Origin of the sequence: Ruminococcus gauvreauii, from assembly GCF_025151995.1 — a bacterium.
In the GTDB taxonomy this organism is placed as follows: domain Bacteria; phylum Bacillota; class Clostridia; order Lachnospirales; family Lachnospiraceae; genus Ruminococcus_G; species Ruminococcus_G gauvreauii.
Map to the genome: position 1 here is coordinate 2,603,614 of NZ_CP102290.1, position 21,077 is coordinate 2,624,690.

Genomic DNA, 21,077 nt, shown 5'->3' on the forward strand with positions numbered 1-21,077 from the left:
ATGGGTGTAAGAAAATGTGCATGTATTGATACGTTGTATACGGAACTTCCGTGGGAAGAGAGATTTCAGGCAGCGAAAAATGACGGATTCGAAGCGGTAGAGTTCTGGGACTGGCGAATCCGTGACCTGGAAGCGACCAGAAAGGCAGCCGAGGCAGCCGGCATCATGATCAGCGGATTCAACGGAGATGCGGATTACTCTCTGGTAGACCCGACGCATAAAGAAAAATATATTGACTATCTGAGACAGTCGATTCAGGCAGCGAAGACCGTTGGCGCCAAAAGCGTAACGATCCATTCCAACGCACTGGGCGACGGTGGTATCGTAGTGAACCACTACGATGATCTGTCTGACACAGTGAAGCTCTGCTCCATGTATGACATGCTGCTGGCATGTGCGAAAATCGCAGAGGAGGAAGAGATCAACCTGAATCTGGAAGCTCTGAACATTACAACAGACCATGTTGGAAACTTTCTGAAATACACACAGATGGGCGCTGAGATGTGCCGCCTGATTGGTTCTCCGAGACTGAAACTTCTGTACGATGTATACCATATGCAGATCAATGAAGGCTGCATCTGTGATACCATCACTAATTATGGCGATCAGTTCGGTCATATCCATGTGGCGGATGCACCGGGACGTCATGAGCCGGGAACAGGCGAGATCAATTACAAAAAAGTACTGAGACACCTGGAAGCATGTGGCTATCAGGGACTGGTGGGATATGAATTATTCCCGCTGACCGATACAAAGACAGCAGTAAAAGCAATCATGGAAGAATGCTGATAAAAAACTCAATCCTGTATACATAAAAAGCTCCTCCTGCAGCGGAACGTTGGGAAACCGACATCCGGGCAGGGGGAGTTTCTTTTGTAAAAAAAGGAGGGCCGGGGTATAAACCCCGGCAGGTATGAAAAAGAAACTATATGATAAAAGTAAAATGATTTTTACTGTTATAAACAGTATAGCTGAAAAATGTGTGCAGAGTGTGACAGAGAAATAAATGATTTCTGAAGAGATTTTGAAGAAAAAAGAAAAAAACCGGTATGATATATGATACAATGAACACTGTGTGAACAATTATTACAAACAGGAAAATGAATGAAGAAATTGCTGCAGGAGGAACCGAGATGTTAACCAGAAAGGATATGAAAAAAAGAGGGAGACATTCTTTAAAAAAACACTATCTGATGTTTGTAGCCGTCTGTCTGATCGCCGGATTTTTAGGAGCGGAATTTACCAATTCCCTCAATATGATTCGGTCTTATTCGGCTGAAAACATACAGATTTCCGGTCATGAGGACAGCGCCTCCACAGGCGCGCTGAGCGGAGGCCGGGGTATGTCGGATGTGCTGGATGAGATTCTGAGCGGCAGGGAAGAAGAGGGGAGAAAGCTGTCAGATGAACTCACCAGACAGCAGATCGAGCAGGCGGAAAAAGGGAATCCTGCGCTCGGCAGAAGCAGGGGTGTGCTGGCGCAGGCTGTTAACGCCGTCAGTTCCGGCTCGATTTTTGTCACGATCCTTTCAGCCCTGAATTCCGTGATTGGCTCTGAGAGCATTGCGGTCGCAATTTTGATCATAGCCAGTCTGCTGCTTTCATTTGGCGTATGGTTTTTCATAAACAATGTATATGCGGTCATTTCCAGACGAATTTTTCTGGAGGGACGGTGCTATGAGAAAGTTCCCGTACAGCGTTTTATGTTTTTGCTCCGGGTCAAAAAATGGCTCAGGGCGTCCTGGACGATGCTGGTCACCTATGTACTTTACACCCTTTGGTGTCTGACGATCGCAGGCTGGGTTATAAAGCGGTATTCCTACTATCTGGTACCGTATATAGTCGCGGAGAATCCGGATATTCCCGCTCTTCGGGCAGTCACCCTATCCAGAAAAATGATGAAGGGGCACAAGTGGGAGTGCTTTCTGTTCGAACTGTCGTTTATTGGATGGTATATTCTGGACCTCGTCTCCCTCGGGCTGTGCGGGATTTTGTATTCCAATCCATATAAAGTGGCTGCGTTCAGTGAATACTATACACAGCTGCGCAGTCAGGCGAAGGCGGCCGAAATAGAAGGAAGTACATATTTAGACGATGTTTATCTGTTCGAGAAGCCGGATAAGAGCCTGCTGGAAGAAAAATATGCGGATGTGCTTGCGGTGATAAAGGAGCCGCCGGCGGAGATGGAAAAACTCGGCGGAATCCGGGGCTTTTTTGTCAATTATCTGGGCATTATACTGCTGAACACCAGAGAGGAAAAAGAATATGAAGAACATCAGGCACGTAAGATTCAATTCCATGCACTGACATATGCAGTGGAAGGAGTCGTATATCCGGGCAGGCTGTCACCCATTCCGGAGGCTATGAAGCGGACCAGGGTAGAAACACTGAACTATATGCGTCACTATTCGATCTGGTCGCTTGTGATGCTGTTTTTCAGCTTTTCCTTTGTGGGGTGGCTCTGGGAGGTCAGTCTTCACCTGATCTCTGACGGGGAGTTTGTCAACCGCGGGGTACTGCACGGACCGTGGCTGCCGATCTATGGTTCGGGAGCGGTACTGATCCTGGTACTGCTGAACAAAGTGCGGAGATACCCGGCCATGGAGTTTCTGTGTGCCGTTGTTCTGTGCGGGATCGTTGAGTACGGCACGTCATATTACCTGGAAGTAACCCATGACGGCAAGAAGTGGTGGGATTACAGCGGCTATTTTCTGAATCTGCACGGACGTATCTGCGCGGAGGGGCTGCTGGTGTTCGGAATCGGGGGCGTGGCATTCGTCTATATTCTGGCGCCGCTTTTGGATAACGTGTTCAAGAAAATACAGTACAGGATTCTGATTCCGGTGTGCGCATTACTTCTGGCGGCGTTTATCACGGATCAGGCATATTCCTCAAAACATCCGAATACGGGCAGGGGAATCACAGATTATGAAGCTTGCAGTGAGCGCCGGCAGATGCCGGGAGGCAGCGGCACAATCATATAGAAAGAAGGAAGTTGGTATATGCTGGCAATCTATTTATCACCGATATATATTCTGCTGAATCTTTACATCATGCGGTGGCTGATCTGGTGGATGAGTGCCTGCAGCAGACATTTTAAGAAAAAATGGGTGCGTGCGGCGGTCATCGTAATCTATGCGTTTTTTGCGCTCTCTCTTCTCACAGGTTTTTTGCTGCCGGTCGGAAAGGCGCAGCGCTTCATGAAACTGATCGGCAATTACTGGCTTGGCGTACTGCTCTATGTGATTCTGACGGTTATCATTGCCGATATAATCAGGATGATCCTGCTCAGAATACCGCGCATAGACAAGAGAAAACTGCGGTCGCGGAGAACCTTTGTGACCGCCGGTACATGCTGCATCGTGCTGATTGCGGCGGTCAGCCTTGGGGGAGCCGCGAATGCCAGAGTGGTGCGGACGACAAGATATGACGTGACGGTTGACAAGGCTGCAGGCGGCCTGGATTCTCTGAATATTGTTCTGGCGGCAGACCTTCATCTGGGCTACAATATCGGATGCCGCCAGATGGAACGTATGGTCAGGAAGATTAATGCGGAGGATCCGGACCTTGTGGTTTTCGCGGGAGATATCTTTGACAATGAGTACGAAGCGCTGGATGACCCTGAGCGGCTGATCAGCATTTTCAGAGGCATTAAAAGCCGTTATGGCGTATATGCCTGCTATGGGAACCATGATATTGAAGAAAAGATTCTGGCTGGATTTACATTTCATAAAAAGGGAGAAAAGAAGGTCAGTGATGTACGGATGGATGAATTTCTGGAAAAAGCGGGAATCAGGCTGTTGAGAGACGAGGGAACTCTGATTGATGATAGCTTTTATGTGTATGGGCGGCCGGACAGGGAGCGGCCCGGAAGGGGAATTTCGGTCAGAAAAACGCCGGAAGAGATTACGGCGGATATGGACCGATCCAAACCGATCCTTGTGATAGACCATCAGCCGAAGGAACTTCAGGAACTGGCGGATGCAGGTGTGGATCTGGATCTGTGCGGCCATACGCATGACGGACAGATGTTCCCGGGGAACCTCACGATCGGGCTGATGTGGGAAAATGCCTGCGGTTACCTGCAAAAGGACAAGATGCATAATATTGTCACCTCGGGGGTAGGGTTGTTTGGTCCGAATATGAGGGTGGGCACGATCGCCGAAGTCTGCCGGATCACGGTACATTTCAATGAGAACTAAAATGGGGGATTTTCGCAAGAAAGTCCATATTCAGCTGTGAGGGGCGGCAGAATGTGATAAAAACGCACTGAAAATACACAAAGTTTTCCATATCTAAGGAAAAGCCTTCTGCTTTATAATGTGTATAAGATGAAAGAAGGAGGACTTATGATGGAAAATAAACGTGTCCTGGGTGCGTGTAAACTTGCCGCATTTTTATACAGTCTTTGTACCAATATCCTTGCCCCGCTGCTGGTATCCATCAGCAGAGAATTCGGAATCGGACTGCAGAAAAGCGGTGGTATGTTCCTGGCTTTTTTTGCCGGCAATGTTGCAGCTTGCATCGTCAGCGGCCGGCTGGTGGGACGATTTGGAAAAGTCAGAATATTCTATGGCAGTCTGATATGTATGACGGTTCTCTGCGGTATGATCGGAGCGGCCCCGTCGTTCTGGTTCGTTTGCACCGCGCTGTTCCTGTTGGGATTTGCGACCCTGATCATGCAGGTGACTGCAGTTTCCATACCGGCTGATATCGCTGCAGGAGATACGGCTTCCGCGGTGAGCGGAGTGCAGGCGTATTGCGGATCCGGTGCGCTGGCAGGCCTGCTGTGGTCCGGTATGGTGCTTGCCATGGGGATTTCATGGAGGATGAGTTATCTGTCGTTTGCGGCATTATCACTCGTGTCGACGGTCTATATACTGAGGATTAGGTTTCCTGCAATTCCGTGTTCCGGAGCAGGCGGATTTCGTGAGATGAAAGGAATACTGAAGAACAGGAGCCTTCAGCCGACGTTTCTCTGTCTGTTTCTGTACGCGGGGGCCGAAACGGCAATCTGCAGCTGGCTGGTGACGTATCTGACGGAAAGCCTTGGCTTTGCCTCGCTGGAGGCGTCAGCAGTAACGGGGACTGTCTGGGGAGGCGTGTTTGTGGGGCGGCTGATCTGTGCAAAGCTGACCAGGAGGATCCGGCCTGCGGTCATTGTGATGAGTACGATCCCGGTAAGCGCGGCATGTGTGCTTGCCATTCCGCACCTGCAGGGTACGGCGGTTTGGGGGGCTGCGGTTGTGCTGGGACTCAGTATGTCGGGGATCTGGCCGCTCACCGCATCGAAGCTGGTGGATGACGACAGATATGACAGCGGGAGCACCATTTCGATTGCATTCTTATTCAGCTATATCGGAAATTCACTGGTTCCCTACGTGATCGGGGCCATCGGAGAACGAGTGGGACTGGCTCCTGCGATCACGGCAGATGGAATGATACTTTGCCTTATGTTTGTTGTATTTTCAGTTTCCCAGGCGGCGGTTCGTCAGAGATTTTTTGGAGGAAGTGTCCGGTTAGAGAAGGAAGGTTAGTACATTTATGGCGGAAATGATGAAACATATTGTATACGATGAAGAGGAGAGGCGCATGCTGCCGCCGGATGTGCCGCATCTGATGCATATCAATGACAACGAGTGGATGGAAAACGGCCATCTTCACCTGATGCATCAGCACAGCGACTGTTTTGAGGTGCTGCTGATCCACAAGGGAAGGGGACTGTATACACTGGGCTATCACCAGTATGAAGTCTGTGAAGGAGACATCATACTGTGCAACAGTAATACGGTGCATGAGGAAGTTCCCAAGACATGGCAGGGATATCAGACGCTCTGTTTTGCCATCACCAATCTGTGTATGCCGGGACTTCCTTCCAACCACCTGATCGATGAACGTCAATGTCCGGTTTTTCATCAGCCGGACCAGTTCCATGATATCTGTACACTGATGAAAATGATGGACCGCCATGCGCGAAGCATGCAGCCGGGCGACCGGGAAATCTGCCAGAACCTCATGCTGTCCTGCATGGCTTTGATTAATCAGATGATCGAAGGACGCCAGGAACAGACGGTACCGAAAGAGCGTTCCCTGTGTATTGAGGTGGAAGATTACATTGGGCGGCATTACAGTGAGGATCTGACACTGGAGACGCTCGGGAAAGAGTTTCATATCAGTTCGTATTATCTCGCGCATTTGTTTAAGGAGCAGACTGGTTACACATTAAAACAATATATAATCAGACGGCGCATCGGTGAGGCGCAGAGCCTTCTTATGGATACGAAAACAAGCGTGACGGATATTGCAGAGCGGGTCGGATTTGAGGATGCCGGACATTTTTCACGGCTGTTTTCCAAATATGCCGGAATGTCTCCATCGGAGTATCGAAATAAAAGAACTCGAAAAACTTAAACGTTTAATAATAATAGCAAAAAAGTTCATATGCAATATGCTGGAAAACCAGTTTATCAGCGATATCGGGGTTCAAATCAACAAGTTCTCCCATTCAAACGGAGCCCTGACAGACGTATAATAATGTCAGAACCAAAGAATATACGACCATAAATCGTAAGATTTTTTTAAGAAAAGGGAGGCGTTAGTATGTTGAAGAAAAGTATGGTGCTGGTAATGGTGGCAATGATCACGCTGGGGTTCGCCGCGGGGTACGGGACTGCAAAGGTTTCCGCCAAGTCGGGGCAGGAGCCTCATAAGCAGACGGTCGCGCTGCTTATGGCGCAGCGGGATGAATGGCTGTCCGAGTTTGAGGATGCTGCAGTCAAAGCGGCTGCTGACAAGGGATACGACCTCAAGTGTTATGATGCAGGAGATAACAATGAAAAACAGCTGGACTGTGTCAGAATGGCGTGTGAGAATGGGGCCGAGGTACTGATCGTGAATCTGACAAGAAATGAACTTGCAAATGAAATCGTAAGTGCAGCGGGGGATATGAAAGTTGTGTTTGTCAACAGAATGCCGCAGGACATCAGCCTGTTAAATGAAAATGTGGTCTATGTGGGCTCGGATGAACGTGAATCCGGTTACTATCAGGGAGCGGCACTCGCTGATCATTTTAAAAGGCTGGGTAAAACGCAGGTGCGTTATCTGATGGTTCAGGGAACTGGCGGAATGGAACACACCAGGCAGCGCTCTGAAGGGGCTTTGAAGGCGCTTGCAGACCAGGGGATACGGACAGTGGAAGCAGCAAAGGCTCAAGAATGCGGTTTCAGCAGACAGACTGCACAGGAAAAGATGACGGCGGTACTGCAGAATACAAAAGATATCGACTGTATCATTGCAAATAATGACGCGATGGCGCTGGGGACCATCCAGGCCATGGAGAATCTGGACATCAGTCCGGAGAGTATTCCGGTGGTCGGCATAGACCTGCTCGCAGACGCCAGGGAGGCGATCGCGTCGGGCAAGATGCTGATGAGTGTCTTACAGGATGTGGACGGCCAGGCACAGACAGCGGTCGAGACCGCAATAAATCTGGAAAATAACCGGAAGTTCAATGAGGGGATCGATAGAGAATTGGATGACACGGGAATATCCCCGTATATCATCTGGATCCCGTTCGAGCCGGTCGATAAAGAAAATATAGCAGAATTTCAGTCATAACGGATGAATTTGAAGGAGCCGGCTGCCGCGTACAACCGAAAGGATACGCGGCAGCCGGCTTTAAAAATGTACAGGCTATTCTGCGTGTTTTATGCGCAAATGTTACAAAGTTCAGGCAGATTGGTAAGATCTTCTTACAAAGTGGGCAGAATTCTGTTATACTGAAAAAGGAACGAAGTTTCTTGCAATGCCAAAGGAGGTAACAAATGTTTAAAAAAGGTGAATATATCATACACGGTCACAATGGAATATGTCAGGTGGATGCAGTGACACATCTTGACATGCAGGGCACAGACAGTAAAAAACTGTATTACGTATTGATTCCTTTGAGTGCTGTGGACAGCAGGGTCTATTCACCTGTTGATAATCAGAAGATTGCCGTGAGGAAAGCACTTACAAAAAAGGAAGCCCTGGAGCTGGTAGACGAGATACCGGATATTGAACAGCTCTGGTTTCCGCAGGATAAGGTGCGTGAAGAGCAGTATAAGGAAGCGGTCAGAAGCTGTGACTGCAGACAGTGGGTCAAGATCATAAAGGCGCTGTATATGAGACAGCAGGAACGGATGGCCCAGGGAAAAAAGATCACGGTGATGGATGAAAAATACTTCCATATAGCGGAAGACAATCTGCATGCAGAGCTTGCGCTTGCGTTGGGAAAAGACAAGGCGGATATGAAGGATTTTTTGATATCGCGCTTTGATGAGATACAACCGGTTTAATTATTTTCATAAAATCACTTGCCAAACCTGTATTATGAATTCATAATAGAAGTATGCAATATAGAAAGCGGGTGATTCCAATGGACATAACAGTCTCGGAAGATATTGACGCAGAGTTTTTGGAAGAAGTGGAAATTATCCTGAAAGACGGCGAGTTCAAAAAGCTGTCCAGGTATATCCAGCATAAGAATACAACAAGGTTGATGCACAGTATTAATGTTTCTTATATTTCATGGGTGATAGCAAAAAAGACAGGGTGCGACGCCAGGGCGGCGGCACGTGCAGGCATACTGCATGACTTCTGCCTGTTCGATTTTGACGGAAAGTCGGAATCGGGGGAAGCTCAGGTATTCCATCATCCCAAAGCTGCGGCAAAAAAAAGTCAGGAGCATTTTGAAGTCAGTGAAAAGGAGCAAAAGGCCATTCTGACTCATATGTTTCCACTGGGTCCTCTTCCCAGCAGCAAAGAGGCATGGATCATATCTTGTGCGGACAAATTCTGTGCGTGCGTGGAGCGGTTTCATATAGCAGTCGCTCTGGCAAGACGGAACCGCATTGTAGTCGGTTCAGCGTGACAACAAAAGGAAGGTACCTCCTACGCGGTAGGAGGTATCTTTTTTGCCTTTAAAAGCACTTTTTTCCGGTAATCTTTCGGTGTTTCCTTAAAGCGTTTATGAAAATAACAGGAGTTACCGATACGAAAGAGAACAAAGCAGAGAAGGATCTCTCAGAGACCTGGGCAGCGGATGCCCAGGATGATCTGGAGGAGTGGATCGAGGAACAGGGGATCCAGCTGCGCTATTGATGCATAAACGCATAAACTGCGGACGTAAATGCCGCAGTACCGACAGAGAGCAGTTCCATTGGGAAATCAAAATCGGAATTATGCAGTCCGGAGGCGATGCGTGCCGGAAAAAGCAGGAAAGACGCCTGTCCGCCATGGGACTTTACCCGGTCCATCATATGAGCAGCGTCCTCGCTGGCGGGAAACTCTGTGGAGGCGAATGAGGTTGGTCTTACCAGCGTGAGTTTTTCATAATAAAGATTCCTCAGAAATTCCGTGAGCTGCGGGGTGCTCTCGAGAGAGGGTGCGCTTCCCAGAATATCGATCTCGCAGGCAACCCCGTGTTTCCTGGCGGCAGACTGGAGAGCCAGACACATCTGAGTCTTCAGCTGCTCATTTTGCGGCGTAGTCTGTGCGCGGGTTTCCAGTTCGAGTTTTCCATAGTCTGCGATGATGTTTCGTCCGCTTCCCGCATGGATGGTGCCGGTGTGAATGAATCCGGGCCCTCCCACAGCGTGCATGGCGCTTACGGCATCGGCGATGGCGGGAATCACGTCACTTCCAAGCTCCGGATGCGCGGCATGTGCCGACCTGCCGTGAAATACGGCATTCGCTTTTGTGGTGGCCAGAGAGGACGAGACTCCGGGAATGACGTTGGCATCCTCGCCGCGTGCCAGCTCATGGCTGATGATGTGTCCCGCCAGAAAATAATCTACATCATCGAGCCAGCCGCGCTGTGTGATCGGGAGCGCTCCGCGGGCGCCTTCTTCCGACGGCTGAAAGATCAGTTTCAGCGTACCGTTCAGCTCTGTTTGGATTTCGGACAGAAGCTGTGCACAGCCCAGCCCTATGGCAACGTGTCCGTCATGGCCGCAGGCGTGCATGACACCGGGGTTCTGTGACTGGAAACCATTTCGAAACGGGAGATGCTCAGGCTGCTCTTGTTCACACACCGGAAGTGCGTCGATGTCAAAGCGGAGCGCGGTGACTGGTCCGGGACTGGTACCGCACCGCAGGATACCGATCACGCCGGTCTCATGGCCGCAGACTTCCTTGCTGCTTATAACCTCATATCCCCACCCGGACAGCAGCCCGGCGATTTTTCTGCTCGTGCGATACTCTTCCCACCCAAGTTCCGGATGGCGGTGAAAATCCATTCTGAGAGATTCCAGTTCCGGCTGCAGCTGTGCTGCGCGGTGTTCTATGTTTTCATACCATGTCATATACGTTTCCTCATAATCTTTTGGTTTATTTTTCTTGTACAAAATTCTACACTATTTTACATCATTCCAGATAAACATGGTATACTTAGTTAGAATATTTTAAATGTGGAAAAGGAAATTCATATGGAACTGAAATACTTGCAGTACTTTGTGGAAATTGCGGAACAGAAGAGTATGAGAAAAGCGGCGGTTGCGCTGTATGTGACACAGCCCAATCTGACCAGGGCGATTCAGAACCTGGAAGAGGAGATGGGGGAACAGCTTTTGATCCGGTCCAACCACGGAGTCAGCCTGACGACTACGGGGGAGAGCCTGTATTACTACGCACAGTCCGTGATCAGCCAGCTTCATGAGATTGAATCACTGAAAAGAAAAGACCGGGAATACATGCAGAATAAACTTGAGCTTTCCATTGGGAATATTATTCTGAAAGACGAGATCATGCTGCGTTTTCATGACAATATGCAAACCCGACATGCCAATATCTCAATCTATGAGACTTCTGTGGAACGTGTACTGGAACATGTGGCGAATCTTGAATCAGAGATTGGGATTATCGTAATAAATACACGGCAGCTTCCGACGGTGAAAAAAATACTGGATATTAAAGGACTGGCTGCAAGTGAGATCTCATCCAGCCCTCTATATGCCCATGTGGGCGAGCAGAATCCCCTGTACGGAAGAGAGAGTATAAAGCCTGAAGAACTGCTTCCATACGGATATATTCACCTGCCTGCTGATTATTTTGCCAGTATCAACCAGATGGTTTCCCTGGGCAGCATTCGTCTGATGGATTTTAAAAAGACGATTGTGATCAACAATTATCATGCCATTGTCAATATGGTAAAGCGCACGGATTCCTTTATTTTCGGAAGCAAGTGGCAGATAGAAGAGCTGCGGAAAGGGCACATCGGAAGCTGCAGGCTTGAAGACTGTGAAATAACGAAAAAACTTCTGTGGCTGAAACGAAAGAAAGAAATCTTGTCAGAACAGGCAGAAGAATTTCTGGAAATTATTATGGAGAACTATGGCGACTGAGGAAGCTGGTGATAATATTTTGTTATCACGGAGCCATCAGGAATAAGCATTATCCAAAAACGAACTCCTCCGCTATAATGAGTATAAATTAAACGAGACGTTAATTGTCATAAATAAGGAGGAATTTGTATGTTTAAGAAACTTGGGAAAAAAGGTTTATTGAGCCTGCTGACAGTGGCAGCGGTTGTTGTAACGACGGTGGGGTCGTTTGCGGTGTGGGATGTATTGGATGCTACGTCCACTGGTACACTGACAATGACAGACAAGGCGGTTGTTGTAAGCACCACATCAGCCCCTACATATGAGGAGACTGCAGGTGAGCTTGGTGTTAAAGCACCTGTTTATCAGGCAGACGTGGTATTTGACGTTAAAAATGTGCCAGATCCAAATAATGTACAATTGGCATTAGATTGCAGCATCAAAAGTGGTGAAAATTCTGTAAAGGATCATTTTACTGTTGCGGTAACTGAAGCGGATGGTGCCTCAGGTTTAAGCGGCTTGACAGATGCAGATGTGACGGAAGGGGCAAATACATACCATATAACTATAACACCGGATGATACGGATGATGCCAGAGCACTGGCAGAAGCAGGAACAGCGTTGACTGTTGACGTCAAGGGAACATTATCAGAAAAAACACCGTGAGTGAGTTTACAGATACGAACGCTATAAAATGCCCTATATAAAAGGAAAAACTACCATCTCTATTCAGATGGTGTTTTTTCTTTGCTAAATATATATTAGATTTGACTTATATATTTTTTGGAGATTCCAATGAAAAAAGCCCTGAAAATCACAGGCAACATCATCACCGCCATCATCGCAGTGACATTGGTCGCCTACATAATCGGAATGAAATTCTTTCCGGAACAATTGAAACATACGGTCGGGTTTCAGACGTTCGTGATCCTGACCGACAGTATGGTGCCGACGATCCCCGTGGGTTCTCTTGTGGTTGCAAAAAATATCGGAGATGACCAGGAGATCCCGGAGGGAACCATCATCTCGTTTCGCGTGGACCGCCTCGGTGAGGACTCGGTGTTCACACATTATTACCGGAAGAAGGAAGTCGATGAAACCGGCAGGGAGCAGTACTACACCCATGCGGAGGGCGCTGACCGCTATGATGATTATACGACGTACCGGGAAGATATCCTGGGAACGTACGTGATGCACATTCCGTTTGCCGGGAAGCTGGTGCTGTTCTTGCAGAGCCCGTTTGCGCTGCTGGAGGCTGGCATACTGGGAATCATTTTTGTGATCAACCGCATTTTGTGGGCGAAATTTGATAAAGAGGAAAAGGCGCAGAAAAATGAACTTTAGACCGTCAGTCCGTGACCGTATGCGGCACCCTAGTATACTCGTAGAGAAAGAACTGCATCCCCTGCTTTTGCCCGTTGATCGTGAAGGATGACTCCTTTTCACATTTTCGTACCATGCCCTGATGCTCATAAAACTGATAGTTGCAGCTCGTATCAGTAAACAGGTAAAAGGTATGAATCCCCTCTCTTTTCATATATTCTGTCAGACGGCCGAAGAGCGCTTTGCCGATTCCTTTACCGCGGTATTTCGCGCTGATCGCGAAGAACGCGACTTCACCGGGGTATGTCTGATTACAGGTTTCTAAAAGTTCTTTGTCTACGCTGCTCACATTCTTAAAAATCCCAGATACCTTTCGGCCTTCCCGTGAACACAGCAGGGACAGGGTCGAGAACAACAATCTCATACGAAGCGAAAAAGGGCATCGGTGTTTGGCGATGTTTTTCCCCATGATAATACCCACGGGAACGCCGCCGACAACGGCTGTCTGCGTATATGTCTGATTGGCGAGGCAGCTGTCCAGATAGACCGCCGCCAGCTTCCGGGCGGTTTTCTGACTGCAGAATCTGTCATATTGCCAGGTTTCGCGTATCACGTCTCTGATAGCCTCATAATCCGATGATTGAAAGTTTCTGAGCGTTACATGTTCTTGCATTTTTTATGATCTCCTTTATACTTTAATTATCACTGGTGACGACATATAGCATCATAATCCGTACAGTAACTGTACGGTCAAGAGGTATTACAAAGATGTTGAACAGTAAAACGAAATTATTTACGATAGGTCAGTTTGCAGCCCTGCATGAGATCAATAAGAAGACTCTGATGTGGTACGATGAAGTGGGGCTGTTTAAACCTGCGGTTCTCGGGGGAGAACAATTACAGATATTACACGTATCACCAAAGCTCTGTGCTGGAGACAATCCTGATGCTGAGGGAGTTAGGAGTTTCGATTAATGAGATCACAGAATTTATGAAGAACCGTTCTGCTGATGCGCTTAATACGCTTCTGAAGGAAAAGATACGGGAAGTGGATAAGAAGATTCTCCATCTGAAAGCTGTCAGAAAAACGCTGGAGGCTCGTCAGGCGGAGACTTCTGCGCTGTTGACCTTGAATCTGTCAGAAATAAGTATTGTTGAACAGGAAGAAAAGTATCTGGCTATTATTCATACGGATGCGGATATGCCTTTGGAGAAAGAGATCGAAGCAGTCGTTGCAGAGACGAAAAAATATCACCTGAATCGCCTGTACGATGCTTCTTACGGGTCGATGCTGTCCGCTGAGAGCCTTTATGCCGGCGATCTGGAAAACTATTCTGCGCTGTTCATAGAAATTCCCGGCCCCAAAGAGGACTGTGGGCTGTATGTGCGGCCGAAAGGAAAATATCTGAGGGCATATTGCAAGGGCAGCTGGGATAAGCTTCCGGAGAAGTATAAAGAGATACTGAGCTATGCCAAAAACCATGGGCTTACCTTGATGGGTCATGCATATGAAACAGGTGTCAATGAAAGCATGATAGATTCGATGGAGGAGTATATTACACAGATAGACATCCCGGTAAATTGACATTTTTAATGGATTCTTAAGAGAGTCTTCATTGATATCTTCCAGTAATTGGGCTATAATTTACAATTACTTAGGGGAGAGTAAAGATTATGGAGCAGAGGAAGAAACGAGAGAAAAGGTTCCGGAGATCCGGAATGATATTGACGCTTTTACTGTTGACTGGATTTACAGAGACTGTATTCGCATCTGGAATAAAACAATTACCCCAGCTGGAGCCTGTATTGCCGGAGGTATCAGAAGAACAGTCAGAAAATATAGTCAGCACAGAGAAACCAGAGGAGATTGAGAATGGTTTCATCGTATATCATTATGTCCGTTTCTTTGACGGGGCAGTAGAATTGACGGGGCTGGCGGACAGTGTACTGCCGGAGGAGGATATTGTTTTTCCAAAACTTCCTGTCAGGAAATTCCATCGGGGGATCGGGTGGAGCCTTGAGGAGAATGGGACCGGAGCAGAATACTATCCCGGAGATCGGATTAAGGCTGACGATATGACAGAGGGAAAGGAACCTGTGTTTTATGCGGTGTATGAAAAGACAGGCTGTACGCTCACATTTGAGGATGCCGGAACTGAGCTTAAAACTGAGACGCTGGAGGAAGGCGCCCGTTATATCATGCCTGAACTGCCGGAGAAAATCGGATACCGCAGTGCGGGATGGGCAGAGGATCCGGATGCGGAGTCGGCGGAATACACATCTGGAAAAAGCTATCTGATTACTGAGGATGTGACCCTCTATCCGGTATGGCAGAAGCTGTACACCATATCATTTCGCACAAACAACGGGAAGGCGACTGACCGTTTGAATATACTGACAAAGACAGGGATCAGAGGCGAAAAGATGACACTTCCTGAAATTCCGGTATATTCTGGGTATACCCCGGTCGGATGGAGCATATACTCAAACAGTGGGGCTGTTTCCTATAAAGCAGGAAGTACGTATATGGTTACAGGAAACAGAATATTCTATCAGGTGAATGTCCGAAGCGTTCAGTGTCCATTTATGACGACTGTGGAATTTCCGCAGAGGCATATTTTTGCGGCGGATAAATCATACATTCAGGAGAGTTGACAAATATCATCTAAAGGAATATAATCAATAATATAGCAGCGCGGGATGGAGCAGTCTGGAAGCTCGTCGGGCTCATAACCCGAAGGTCGTAGGTTCAAATCCTACTCCCGCAACTTTTAGCGCCAGGAGGATCTCCTGGCGTTTCCTGTAAAATGAAATCTTTTAAGGAGAGGATCATGGGCAGAAACAAAAAGAAAAAGTCAGGTGCAGGCAGAGTGATCTGGTGGCTGGTGCTGCTGATCGCAGTTGCAGTTTTCTGTGTATCCGGATATAAGCTTGCATCAACGATGCTGGAGTACAAAAAAGCGGACAATGAGTACGAAAAGCTGGAAGAAGAGTATGCTGAAGTTCCCGCGGAAGTGACAACCTCAGATGAAGTGGAGGAGGAAGAAGGACCGGTAATTGATTTTGCCGCGCTGAAAGCGGTCAACGAGGATATCATCGGCTGGCTTGTGGTGGAGGCGCTTGATATCAGCTATCCAATCGTCCAGTCAGAGGACAATGATTTTTATCTGCACCGGACCACGGAAAAGACATACAACTTTGCCGGCTCTATCTTTCTGGACTATATGAATAAGCCGGATTTTTCGGACTGCCATTCAATCGTATACGGACATAACATGAAAAACGGTTCCATGTTCGGTACACTGAAACAGTTCCGTGACGAAGATGTATACTCCAAGAGTATGTATTTCTGGATCTGTACGCCGGAAAAAAATTATAAATACCGGATATTCTCAGCACACGAAGTCCAGGTGGAGAGCGAAGCATATACACTCTTCAGCGGACCGGATAAAGCGTTCGAGGATTATATGAAGAAAATGAAAGACTTGTCTGAGATACCGGTGGGCGATGTGGCGTTTGATAAGATGGATCGTGTCGTATCACTGTCCACATGCACCGGAGACACATCAACACGTTTTATCGTCCAGGGGAAACGCCTGGGATAGGAGGTCATGTCTATGAACCAGATCGAGGAACTTCAGAAGATCATTGACGAGCACGATCATATCGTCTTTTTCGGAGGTGCAGGGGTATCGACGGAGAGCGGGATACCGGATTTTCGCAGCACGGACGGTCTCTACCATCAGGAATATGATTATCCGCCGGAGACGATATTGAGCCACAGTTTTTTCGTGAGAAATCCCGAAGAATTCTATCGGTTTTATCAGAATAAGATGCTGGAGCTGGATGCAAAACCGAATGCGGCGCATATCAAACTGGCGGAGCTGGAGCAGGCGGGAAAACTGAAAGCAGTGATCACACAGAACATTGACGGACTGCATCAGCTGGCGGGGAGCAGGGAGGTCTATGAACTTCATGGAAGTGTTCACCGCAACTACTGCATGAAATGCAGAAAGTTTTATGATGCGCGGTATGTGAAGGCCGCGGGCGGAGTTCCCCGCTGCAGCTGCGGCGGGATGATCAAGCCGGATGTTGTGCTGTATGAGGAAGGGCTGGATCAGGAGACCATCGAGAAATCTGTCGCTGCGCTTTCGCGGGCAGATGCTGTGATTGTAGGCGGAACATCGCTGGTGGTCTATCCGGCGGCGGGGCTGCTCGACTATTTTCGCGGAGACTGCCTGGTTCTGATCAATAAAGGGGCGACCTCCCGTGACCGCAGTGCGGATTTGCTCATCAAAAGCCCGATCGGAGAAGTATTTTCACAGATTGAAACAGGAGTTTGAGAAATGATGCAGTATGAAATCGGAGATATCGTAAAACTGAAGAAAAAGCATCCGTGCGGCAGCTACGAGTGGGAGATTCTGAGAGTCGGAGCTGATTTCCGCCTGAAATGTGCAGGATGCGGACATCAGATCATGATTGCAAGAAAACTGGTGGAGAAAAACACCAAAGGACTGCGGAAAAAGGACGAAAAAGAGTAAATTTGTACTTGCATTCAAAAGCTGTTTATGGTAGAATGAATCCTCGTGATATATTATTTTATCCTTGTTTCCCACAGTGTTGGGAGGCCAGAGACCAAAAGGAGGTAAACAGCATGAACAAGTATGAATTAGCATTAGTTGTGAATGCAAAAATTGAAGACGAAGCGCGCGAAGCTGTTGTTGAGAAAGCAAAAGGCTACATCACACGTTACAACGGCACCGTGACAGAAGTTGAAGAATGGGGTAAGAAGAGACTTGCTTACGAAATTCAGAAAATGCGTGAAGGCTTCTATTATTTCATTCAGTTTGAAGCGGATACGGAATGCCCGGCAGAGCTGGAAAGACATGTACGTATCATGGACAACGTGCTCAGATATTTAATTGTAAAAAAAGAAGCGTAATCTGCGTGACCAAACCCATTAAAGGTTTGTATAGTAGCCAGGATGAGTATTGAACAGTGAGGTAAGAATATGAACAAAGTAATTTTAATGGGACGTCTGACCAGAGATCCTGAGGTACGTTATTCCGCAGGAGAAAACGCATTGGCAATTGCAAGATATACATTGGCGGTTGACCGCAGATTTAAGCGTGACGGAGAAGCCAGCGCAGATTTTATCAGCTGTGTGGCATTTGGAAGAACTGCAGAATTTGCAGAAAAGTATTTCCGTCAGGGGATCAAGATTGCAGTCAGCGGCAGAATTCAGACCGGAAGTTATACCAACAGGGATGGACAGAAAGTGTATACAACGGAAGTGGTAGTGGAAGATCAGGAGTTCGCTGAGAGTAAGAACGCAAATGCGGGCGACACCAGTGGATATTCCAATGCAGCACCATCTCCGGCACCGACACCGAGCGCGGCGTCAGCAGACGGATTTATGAATATTCCGGATGGCATCGATGAAGAATTGCCATTTAACTAAACATTGAGTGAAATAATACAGGAGGTAAGTTATCATGGCTTATGAAAAAAGCAGCAGACCGGATTCTCCGATGAAGAGAAGAGGCGGACGCAGAAGAAAAAAAGTTTGTGTATTCTGCGGTAAAGAAAATAATGAGATCAACTACAAAGATGTGAATAAATTAAAAAGATATATCTCTGAGAGAGGAAAAATCCTCCCGAGAAGAATCACAGGAAACTGTGCAAAACATCAGAGAGCTCTGACAGTAGAGATCAAGAAGGCACGCCATATTGCGATCATGCCTTACGTTCAGGATTAATTTCTGTTAAGAGAGAGTATTTGTTTGGTCGCCGATTATGTGATTGGCAACCCTCAAATTGCATACTAATATTTAGGACCGTCATTGATATTAAATCAATGGCGGTTTTTATTATGCAAAAAAAGTACCTATATGATTGAAATCAATGGTACTTTTATTTTTGTAACTGGATTGTGATATTACTGATTAGTAACTGGCGGAAGCCAATTTTGACAATAGTCCAGGAAAGATTTTGCAATCGTTGAGATACGTGTATTTTTTTTTGTGACTACCGCTCTTGAGACCAATGCTCCGGTGCCCATTAGTGGGTTTGTACACAGATCCGGGTAGCGAATACCTGGGGTATCAGTCAGAATGGTAACTGCTGCTCCATTCTCACCCCACATCCGTGCTAACAGACGTGATGAACATATACTCAGAAAACGAGGTGAAAATCCGTTTTCCTCGCACAAATTTATAATGCGGTCTGAGAATCCTTTAGTAACACTGAGGGGAACATCCTTAAGCATTCGAACAGGAATTGCTTCGATATCAGGGGGGAACCAATTGGAATTCGGTGTGTAAATGGCAGTAAGCTGTTCCTGTATAATATACCATGCATCAAGTGATGGGGGAACATTGCCAGGAATACGCATTATACCAATTTCAATAATACCATCCCGGAGCAGACGAAGCATTTCCTCGGTGTGTACCTCGAATAAATCAAATGATACATCAGGGAAAACTCGATGAAAACTGGAAAATAACTTTGTTACCAATTCATCAGGATAAGAGTGAGTCAATCCGATTCGTAAATTTCCTCGGCTGCCATTGATGCAATCCTTGATTTCACTGTAAATGGAATTCTCCAGATAATTAATTGTTTTTGCCTTGTCATAAAGAATCTTTCCTGCAGCCGTTAATTCAATTTTTTTGGCATTACGTTTCAAAAGAGGAGTCCCGATGTTGGTTTCAAGGGCTTTTATTTGTGTACTTAAGGCGGGTTGAGCAATATGCAGAGTTCTGGCTGCTTCTGATATAGTACCAAGGTCAACGACAGTTATAAAATTTTTTAAATGTTCAGTCTTCATTAAAACAAAACTCCTTTCTATAATAAAATTAGTATACATTAAGCAATAAACATGTATTTTACAAAATACAAATGCTCTGATAATATAAATTATATAATAATACACCGGTTATTTATTAAAAAAATTATACTGTTGATGGGGAAAAAATTCAATCACAAAATTATTAAAAGGAAGTGAGTCTAGAATTATATGGATACTGTTCAAATTTGTGAAATTGGGATGCTGATATTATTTGGGGCCTCGTGGCCATTTAATATTATAAAATCCTGGAAATCGCAAACAACAAAAGGGAAAAGTATTGCGTTCGAGTTTATTGTCATTGCCGGATATATGCTCGGATTTCTTGGGAAAATAGTGTCCTGTTATCATACCGGAACCCTTGCTTATTCGGCTTGGTTTTACATAGCAGATATTGTAATGGTTGCAATTGATATAGGTATTTATTTTCGAAATATAAAGATTGATCAGCGGTTGGAAAAACATGTAACTTGAATATAGGCGATTTTGATGTTATTAATAATTTTAAGTTTATAATGTGTTGAAAATTATTGACCAGTCAAAGGCCTATTGTTGAGCGATGTATGAAAGGGGATAAGGGATAATGAATAATTTAGTATTGAAGCAATTTATTGAAAGAATAGATAAAGCAATGTTAAACCTGGCAGGGATTGCAGTTTCGCAGCATGGAAAATGTATCGATGAACATCGGTGGACTGCTGATTCTCCGCACCGCTTATATTCACTTTCCAAAAGCTTTACATCAACGGCAGTGGGAATGGCTATAGATGAAGGATATTTAAGGCTTACAGACAAACCGGTAGATATCTTTGCGGAATTACTTCCTGAACAGGTGGACGACAAACTAGAAAATGTAACACTTCGTGATTTGTTAATGATGGCATCTGGGCATGATAAACCTTATCTTCTGATTCATCAGAGAGATAAGGTGATGGAACCTGACTGGGTCAAATATTTTTTGAACCAACCCATGGACTTGCAACCCGGAACAAAATTTGTATATGATACAGGGTGCACCTATGTGGCAGGGGCTATGGTACAGAAGGTGACAAGAAAAAAAATAGTAGATTTTTTAATGCCACGGCTATTTGATAAGTTTGAGATAGATCGTCCGGCATGGTTAGAATGTCCTAAAGGAAGGAATATAGCTGGGGATGGATTATTTTTGCGCACGAAAGAGCTCTTGAAATTTGGACAACTTTATCTGCAAAAAGGGATTTGGTTAGGCGAGCGGCTGATATCTGCAGATTGGATCAATGAAGCTACTAAAGTACAGATTGTGCCGAGTCAGACGGAAGCAGACAGTGATAGGGAGGCAATGCCAGATTGGGGATGCGGATATGGCTACCAGTTTTGGATGTGCCAAACGGGAGCGGTCAGAGCCGACGGAAAGGATAGTCAGTTTTGTATTATTGATGAGAAGCTGGATGCCGTTATTGCAATTACAGCAGATGAAGAACGTTCTCAGGAGATTTTGACCGCGGTTTGGGAAGAAATATATCCGCGGTTAAAATATACATACTAATCTAAAGGCAATAAGAAAGGAG

The 21,077-nt window shown here is 46.5% G+C and carries 25 protein-coding genes and 1 tRNA gene; 23 read left to right on the forward strand and 3 right to left on the reverse strand.

All coding sequences use genetic code 11. From position 1 onward, the window contains the following. The 9 genes from NQ502_RS12535 (at position 1) to NQ502_RS12575 (ending at position 9,141) form a co-directional block, all read left to right on the forward strand. Positions 1–789 carry a TIM barrel protein gene (locus NQ502_RS12535; RefSeq protein ID WP_028529263.1) on the forward strand — a complete coding sequence of 263 codons (789 nt, stop codon included), beginning with the start codon at positions 1–3 and terminating at the stop codon, positions 787–789. Between the two features lie 344 nt (positions 790–1,133). Then, positions 1,134–2,984 carry a DUF975 family protein gene (locus NQ502_RS12540; RefSeq protein ID WP_028529264.1) on the forward strand — a complete coding sequence of 617 codons (1,851 nt, stop codon included), beginning with the start codon at positions 1,134–1,136 and terminating at the stop codon, positions 2,982–2,984. An 18-nt stretch (positions 2,985–3,002) separates the two neighbouring features. After that, a complete protein-coding gene (locus NQ502_RS12545; RefSeq protein ID WP_028529265.1) occupies positions 3,003–4,202 on the forward strand; it encodes a metallophosphoesterase in 1,200 nt (399 codons plus the stop codon). A 147-nt stretch (positions 4,203–4,349) separates the two neighbouring features. After that, a complete protein-coding gene (locus NQ502_RS12550) occupies positions 4,350–5,537 on the forward strand; it encodes an MFS transporter (protein WP_169579924.1) in 1,188 nt (395 codons plus the stop codon). 7 nt (positions 5,538–5,544) lie between these two features. Beyond that, a complete protein-coding gene (locus NQ502_RS12555; protein ID WP_028529267.1) occupies positions 5,545–6,411 on the forward strand; it encodes a helix-turn-helix transcriptional regulator in 867 nt (288 codons plus the stop codon). A 189-nt stretch (positions 6,412–6,600) separates the two neighbouring features. Beyond that, positions 6,601–7,617 carry a substrate-binding domain-containing protein gene (locus NQ502_RS12560; protein WP_028529268.1) on the forward strand — a complete coding sequence of 339 codons (1,017 nt, stop codon included), beginning with the start codon at positions 6,601–6,603 and terminating at the stop codon, positions 7,615–7,617. 206 nt (positions 7,618–7,823) lie between these two features. Next, positions 7,824–8,336, forward strand: coding sequence for a CarD family transcriptional regulator (locus NQ502_RS12565; protein ID WP_028529269.1), 513 nt, complete (start codon positions 7,824–7,826; stop codon positions 8,334–8,336). A gap of 80 nt (positions 8,337–8,416) precedes the next feature. Further along, on the forward strand, positions 8,417–8,911 hold the full coding sequence (locus NQ502_RS12570; RefSeq protein ID WP_028529270.1) for an HD domain-containing protein: 495 nt from the start codon (positions 8,417–8,419) through the stop codon (positions 8,909–8,911). Between the two features lie 98 nt (positions 8,912–9,009). Beyond that, on the forward strand, positions 9,010–9,141 hold the full coding sequence (locus NQ502_RS12575) for a hypothetical protein (protein ID WP_260046549.1): 132 nt from the start codon (positions 9,010–9,012) through the stop codon (positions 9,139–9,141). On the opposite strand, the gene NQ502_RS12580 is transcribed toward NQ502_RS12575, so the two are convergent. After that, positions 9,135–10,343, reverse strand: a complete 1,209-nt coding sequence (locus NQ502_RS12580) for an amidohydrolase (RefSeq protein WP_049898249.1) — start codon at positions 10,341–10,343, stop codon at positions 9,135–9,137. The genes NQ502_RS12575 and NQ502_RS12580 overlap by 7 nt on opposite strands. A gap of 123 nt (positions 10,344–10,466) precedes the next feature. Between NQ502_RS12580 and NQ502_RS12585 the strand changes: the two genes are divergently transcribed. The 3 genes from NQ502_RS12585 to NQ502_RS12595 all read left to right on the forward strand — a co-directional run bounded on the left by NQ502_RS12585 (position 10,467) and on the right by NQ502_RS12595 (position 12,704). Then, positions 10,467–11,381: a LysR family transcriptional regulator gene (locus NQ502_RS12585; protein ID WP_028529272.1), complete on the forward strand. Its 915-nt coding sequence runs from the start codon at positions 10,467–10,469 to the stop codon at positions 11,379–11,381. Between the two features lie 129 nt (positions 11,382–11,510). Continuing rightward, positions 11,511–12,026, forward strand: a complete 516-nt coding sequence (locus NQ502_RS12590; RefSeq protein ID WP_028529273.1) for a hypothetical protein — start codon at positions 11,511–11,513, stop codon at positions 12,024–12,026. Between the two features lie 129 nt (positions 12,027–12,155). Further along, positions 12,156–12,704: a S26 family signal peptidase gene (locus NQ502_RS12595; RefSeq protein WP_028529274.1), complete on the forward strand. Its 549-nt coding sequence runs from the start codon at positions 12,156–12,158 to the stop codon at positions 12,702–12,704. Positions 12,705–12,708: 4 nt separating this feature from the next. Here the strand turns inward: NQ502_RS12595 and NQ502_RS12600 are convergent, their stop codons facing one another. Continuing rightward, positions 12,709–13,356, reverse strand: a complete 648-nt coding sequence (locus NQ502_RS12600; RefSeq protein WP_028529275.1) for a GNAT family N-acetyltransferase — start codon at positions 13,354–13,356, stop codon at positions 12,709–12,711. 95 nt (positions 13,357–13,451) lie between these two features. Between NQ502_RS12600 and NQ502_RS19425 the strand changes: the two genes are divergently transcribed. The 10 genes from NQ502_RS19425 (at position 13,452) to rpsR (ending at position 18,442) form a co-directional block, all read left to right on the forward strand. Next, on the forward strand, positions 13,452–13,658 hold the full coding sequence (locus NQ502_RS19425; protein ID WP_327240940.1) for a MerR family transcriptional regulator: 207 nt from the start codon (positions 13,452–13,454) through the stop codon (positions 13,656–13,658). Then, on the forward strand, positions 13,612–14,268 hold the full coding sequence (locus NQ502_RS12605; protein ID WP_327240942.1) for a MerR family DNA-binding protein: 657 nt from the start codon (positions 13,612–13,614) through the stop codon (positions 14,266–14,268). Before NQ502_RS19425 ends, NQ502_RS12605 begins: the two co-directional genes overlap by 47 nt. Before the next feature lie 89 nt (positions 14,269–14,357). Next, on the forward strand, positions 14,358–15,338 hold the full coding sequence (locus NQ502_RS12610) for an InlB B-repeat-containing protein (RefSeq protein WP_028529276.1): 981 nt from the start codon (positions 14,358–14,360) through the stop codon (positions 15,336–15,338). Positions 15,339–15,377: 39 nt separating this feature from the next. Continuing rightward, positions 15,378–15,451 (forward strand) — tRNA-Met (locus NQ502_RS12615). 63 nt (positions 15,452–15,514) lie between these two features. Further along, positions 15,515–16,288 carry a class B sortase gene (gene srtB / locus NQ502_RS12620; RefSeq protein WP_028529277.1) on the forward strand — a complete coding sequence of 258 codons (774 nt, stop codon included), beginning with the start codon at positions 15,515–15,517 and terminating at the stop codon, positions 16,286–16,288. A gap of 12 nt (positions 16,289–16,300) precedes the next feature. After that, entirely contained in the window at positions 16,301–17,026 is a 726-nt protein-coding gene (locus NQ502_RS12625) for an NAD-dependent protein deacylase (protein ID WP_341349423.1), read from the forward strand. A 6-nt stretch (positions 17,027–17,032) separates the two neighbouring features. Then, positions 17,033–17,224 carry a DUF951 domain-containing protein gene (locus NQ502_RS12630; protein ID WP_341349424.1) on the forward strand — a complete coding sequence of 64 codons (192 nt, stop codon included), beginning with the start codon at positions 17,033–17,035 and terminating at the stop codon, positions 17,222–17,224. A gap of 113 nt (positions 17,225–17,337) precedes the next feature. Then, a complete protein-coding gene (rpsF, locus tag NQ502_RS12635; RefSeq protein ID WP_028529280.1) occupies positions 17,338–17,625 on the forward strand; it encodes a 30S ribosomal protein S6 in 288 nt (95 codons plus the stop codon). 69 nt (positions 17,626–17,694) lie between these two features. Next, positions 17,695–18,144 (forward strand): single-stranded DNA-binding protein, encoded by a 450-nt coding sequence (locus NQ502_RS12640; protein ID WP_028529281.1) that lies wholly within the window; start codon positions 17,695–17,697, stop codon positions 18,142–18,144. Between the two features lie 34 nt (positions 18,145–18,178). Beyond that, entirely contained in the window at positions 18,179–18,442 is a 264-nt protein-coding gene (rpsR, locus tag NQ502_RS12645; protein ID WP_028529282.1) for a 30S ribosomal protein S18, read from the forward strand. Positions 18,443–18,621: 179 nt separating this feature from the next. Here the strand turns inward: rpsR and NQ502_RS12650 are convergent, their stop codons facing one another. Further along, the gene (locus NQ502_RS12650) at positions 18,622–19,512 is read right to left on the reverse strand and encodes a LysR family transcriptional regulator (protein ID WP_028529283.1); all 891 of its coding nucleotides are present in this window, start codon (positions 19,510–19,512) and stop codon (positions 18,622–18,624) included. 601 nt (positions 19,513–20,113) lie between these two features. Here NQ502_RS12650 and NQ502_RS12655 point away from each other — a divergent pair. Next, the gene (locus NQ502_RS12655) at positions 20,114–21,055 is read left to right on the forward strand and encodes a serine hydrolase domain-containing protein (RefSeq protein WP_044983368.1); all 942 of its coding nucleotides are present in this window, start codon (positions 20,114–20,116) and stop codon (positions 21,053–21,055) included. Positions 21,056–21,077 lie beyond the last annotated feature (22 nt).

Coding starts and splice junctions, on each gene's coding strand:
- NQ502_RS12630 (WP_341349424.1), top strand. CDS start 17,033: ATGCAGTATGAAATCGGAGATATCGTAAAACTGAAGAAAAAGCATCCG.
- NQ502_RS19425 (WP_327240940.1), top strand. CDS start 13,452: ATGTTGAACAGTAAAACGAAATTATTTACGATAGGTCAGTTTGCAGCC.
- NQ502_RS12545 (WP_028529265.1), top strand. CDS start 3,003: ATGCTGGCAATCTATTTATCACCGATATATATTCTGCTGAATCTTTAC.
- NQ502_RS12655 (WP_044983368.1), top strand. CDS start 20,114: ATGAATAATTTAGTATTGAAGCAATTTATTGAAAGAATAGATAAAGCA.
- NQ502_RS12640 (WP_028529281.1), top strand. CDS start 17,695: ATGAACAAAGTAATTTTAATGGGACGTCTGACCAGAGATCCTGAGGTA.
- NQ502_RS12610 (WP_028529276.1), top strand. CDS start 14,358: ATGGAGCAGAGGAAGAAACGAGAGAAAAGGTTCCGGAGATCCGGAATG.
- NQ502_RS12595 (WP_028529274.1), top strand. CDS start 12,156: ATGAAAAAAGCCCTGAAAATCACAGGCAACATCATCACCGCCATCATC.
- NQ502_RS12540 (WP_028529264.1), top strand. CDS start 1,134: ATGTTAACCAGAAAGGATATGAAAAAAAGAGGGAGACATTCTTTAAAA.
- NQ502_RS12575 (WP_260046549.1), top strand. CDS start 9,010: ATGAAAATAACAGGAGTTACCGATACGAAAGAGAACAAAGCAGAGAAG.
- NQ502_RS12625 (WP_341349423.1), top strand. CDS start 16,301: ATGAACCAGATCGAGGAACTTCAGAAGATCATTGACGAGCACGATCAT.
- NQ502_RS12550 (WP_169579924.1), top strand. CDS start 4,350: ATGATGGAAAATAAACGTGTCCTGGGTGCGTGTAAACTTGCCGCATTT.
- NQ502_RS12600 (WP_028529275.1), bottom strand. CDS start 13,356: ATGCAAGAACATGTAACGCTCAGAAACTTTCAATCATCGGATTATGAG.
- srtB (WP_028529277.1), top strand. CDS start 15,515: ATGGGCAGAAACAAAAAGAAAAAGTCAGGTGCAGGCAGAGTGATCTGG.
- NQ502_RS12580 (WP_049898249.1), bottom strand. CDS start 10,343: ATGACATGGTATGAAAACATAGAACACCGCGCAGCACAGCTGCAGCCG.
- NQ502_RS12590 (WP_028529273.1), top strand. CDS start 11,511: ATGTTTAAGAAACTTGGGAAAAAAGGTTTATTGAGCCTGCTGACAGTG.
- NQ502_RS12570 (WP_028529270.1), top strand. CDS start 8,417: ATGGACATAACAGTCTCGGAAGATATTGACGCAGAGTTTTTGGAAGAA.
- NQ502_RS12565 (WP_028529269.1), top strand. CDS start 7,824: ATGTTTAAAAAAGGTGAATATATCATACACGGTCACAATGGAATATGT.
- NQ502_RS12535 (WP_028529263.1), top strand. CDS start 1: ATGGGTGTAAGAAAATGTGCATGTATTGATACGTTGTATACGGAACTT.
- rpsR (WP_028529282.1), top strand. CDS start 18,179: ATGGCTTATGAAAAAAGCAGCAGACCGGATTCTCCGATGAAGAGAAGA.
- NQ502_RS12650 (WP_028529283.1), bottom strand. CDS start 19,512: ATGAAGACTGAACATTTAAAAAATTTTATAACTGTCGTTGACCTTGGT.
- NQ502_RS12560 (WP_028529268.1), top strand. CDS start 6,601: ATGTTGAAGAAAAGTATGGTGCTGGTAATGGTGGCAATGATCACGCTG.
- NQ502_RS12555 (WP_028529267.1), top strand. CDS start 5,545: ATGGCGGAAATGATGAAACATATTGTATACGATGAAGAGGAGAGGCGC.
- rpsF (WP_028529280.1), top strand. CDS start 17,338: ATGAACAAGTATGAATTAGCATTAGTTGTGAATGCAAAAATTGAAGAC.
- NQ502_RS12585 (WP_028529272.1), top strand. CDS start 10,467: ATGGAACTGAAATACTTGCAGTACTTTGTGGAAATTGCGGAACAGAAG.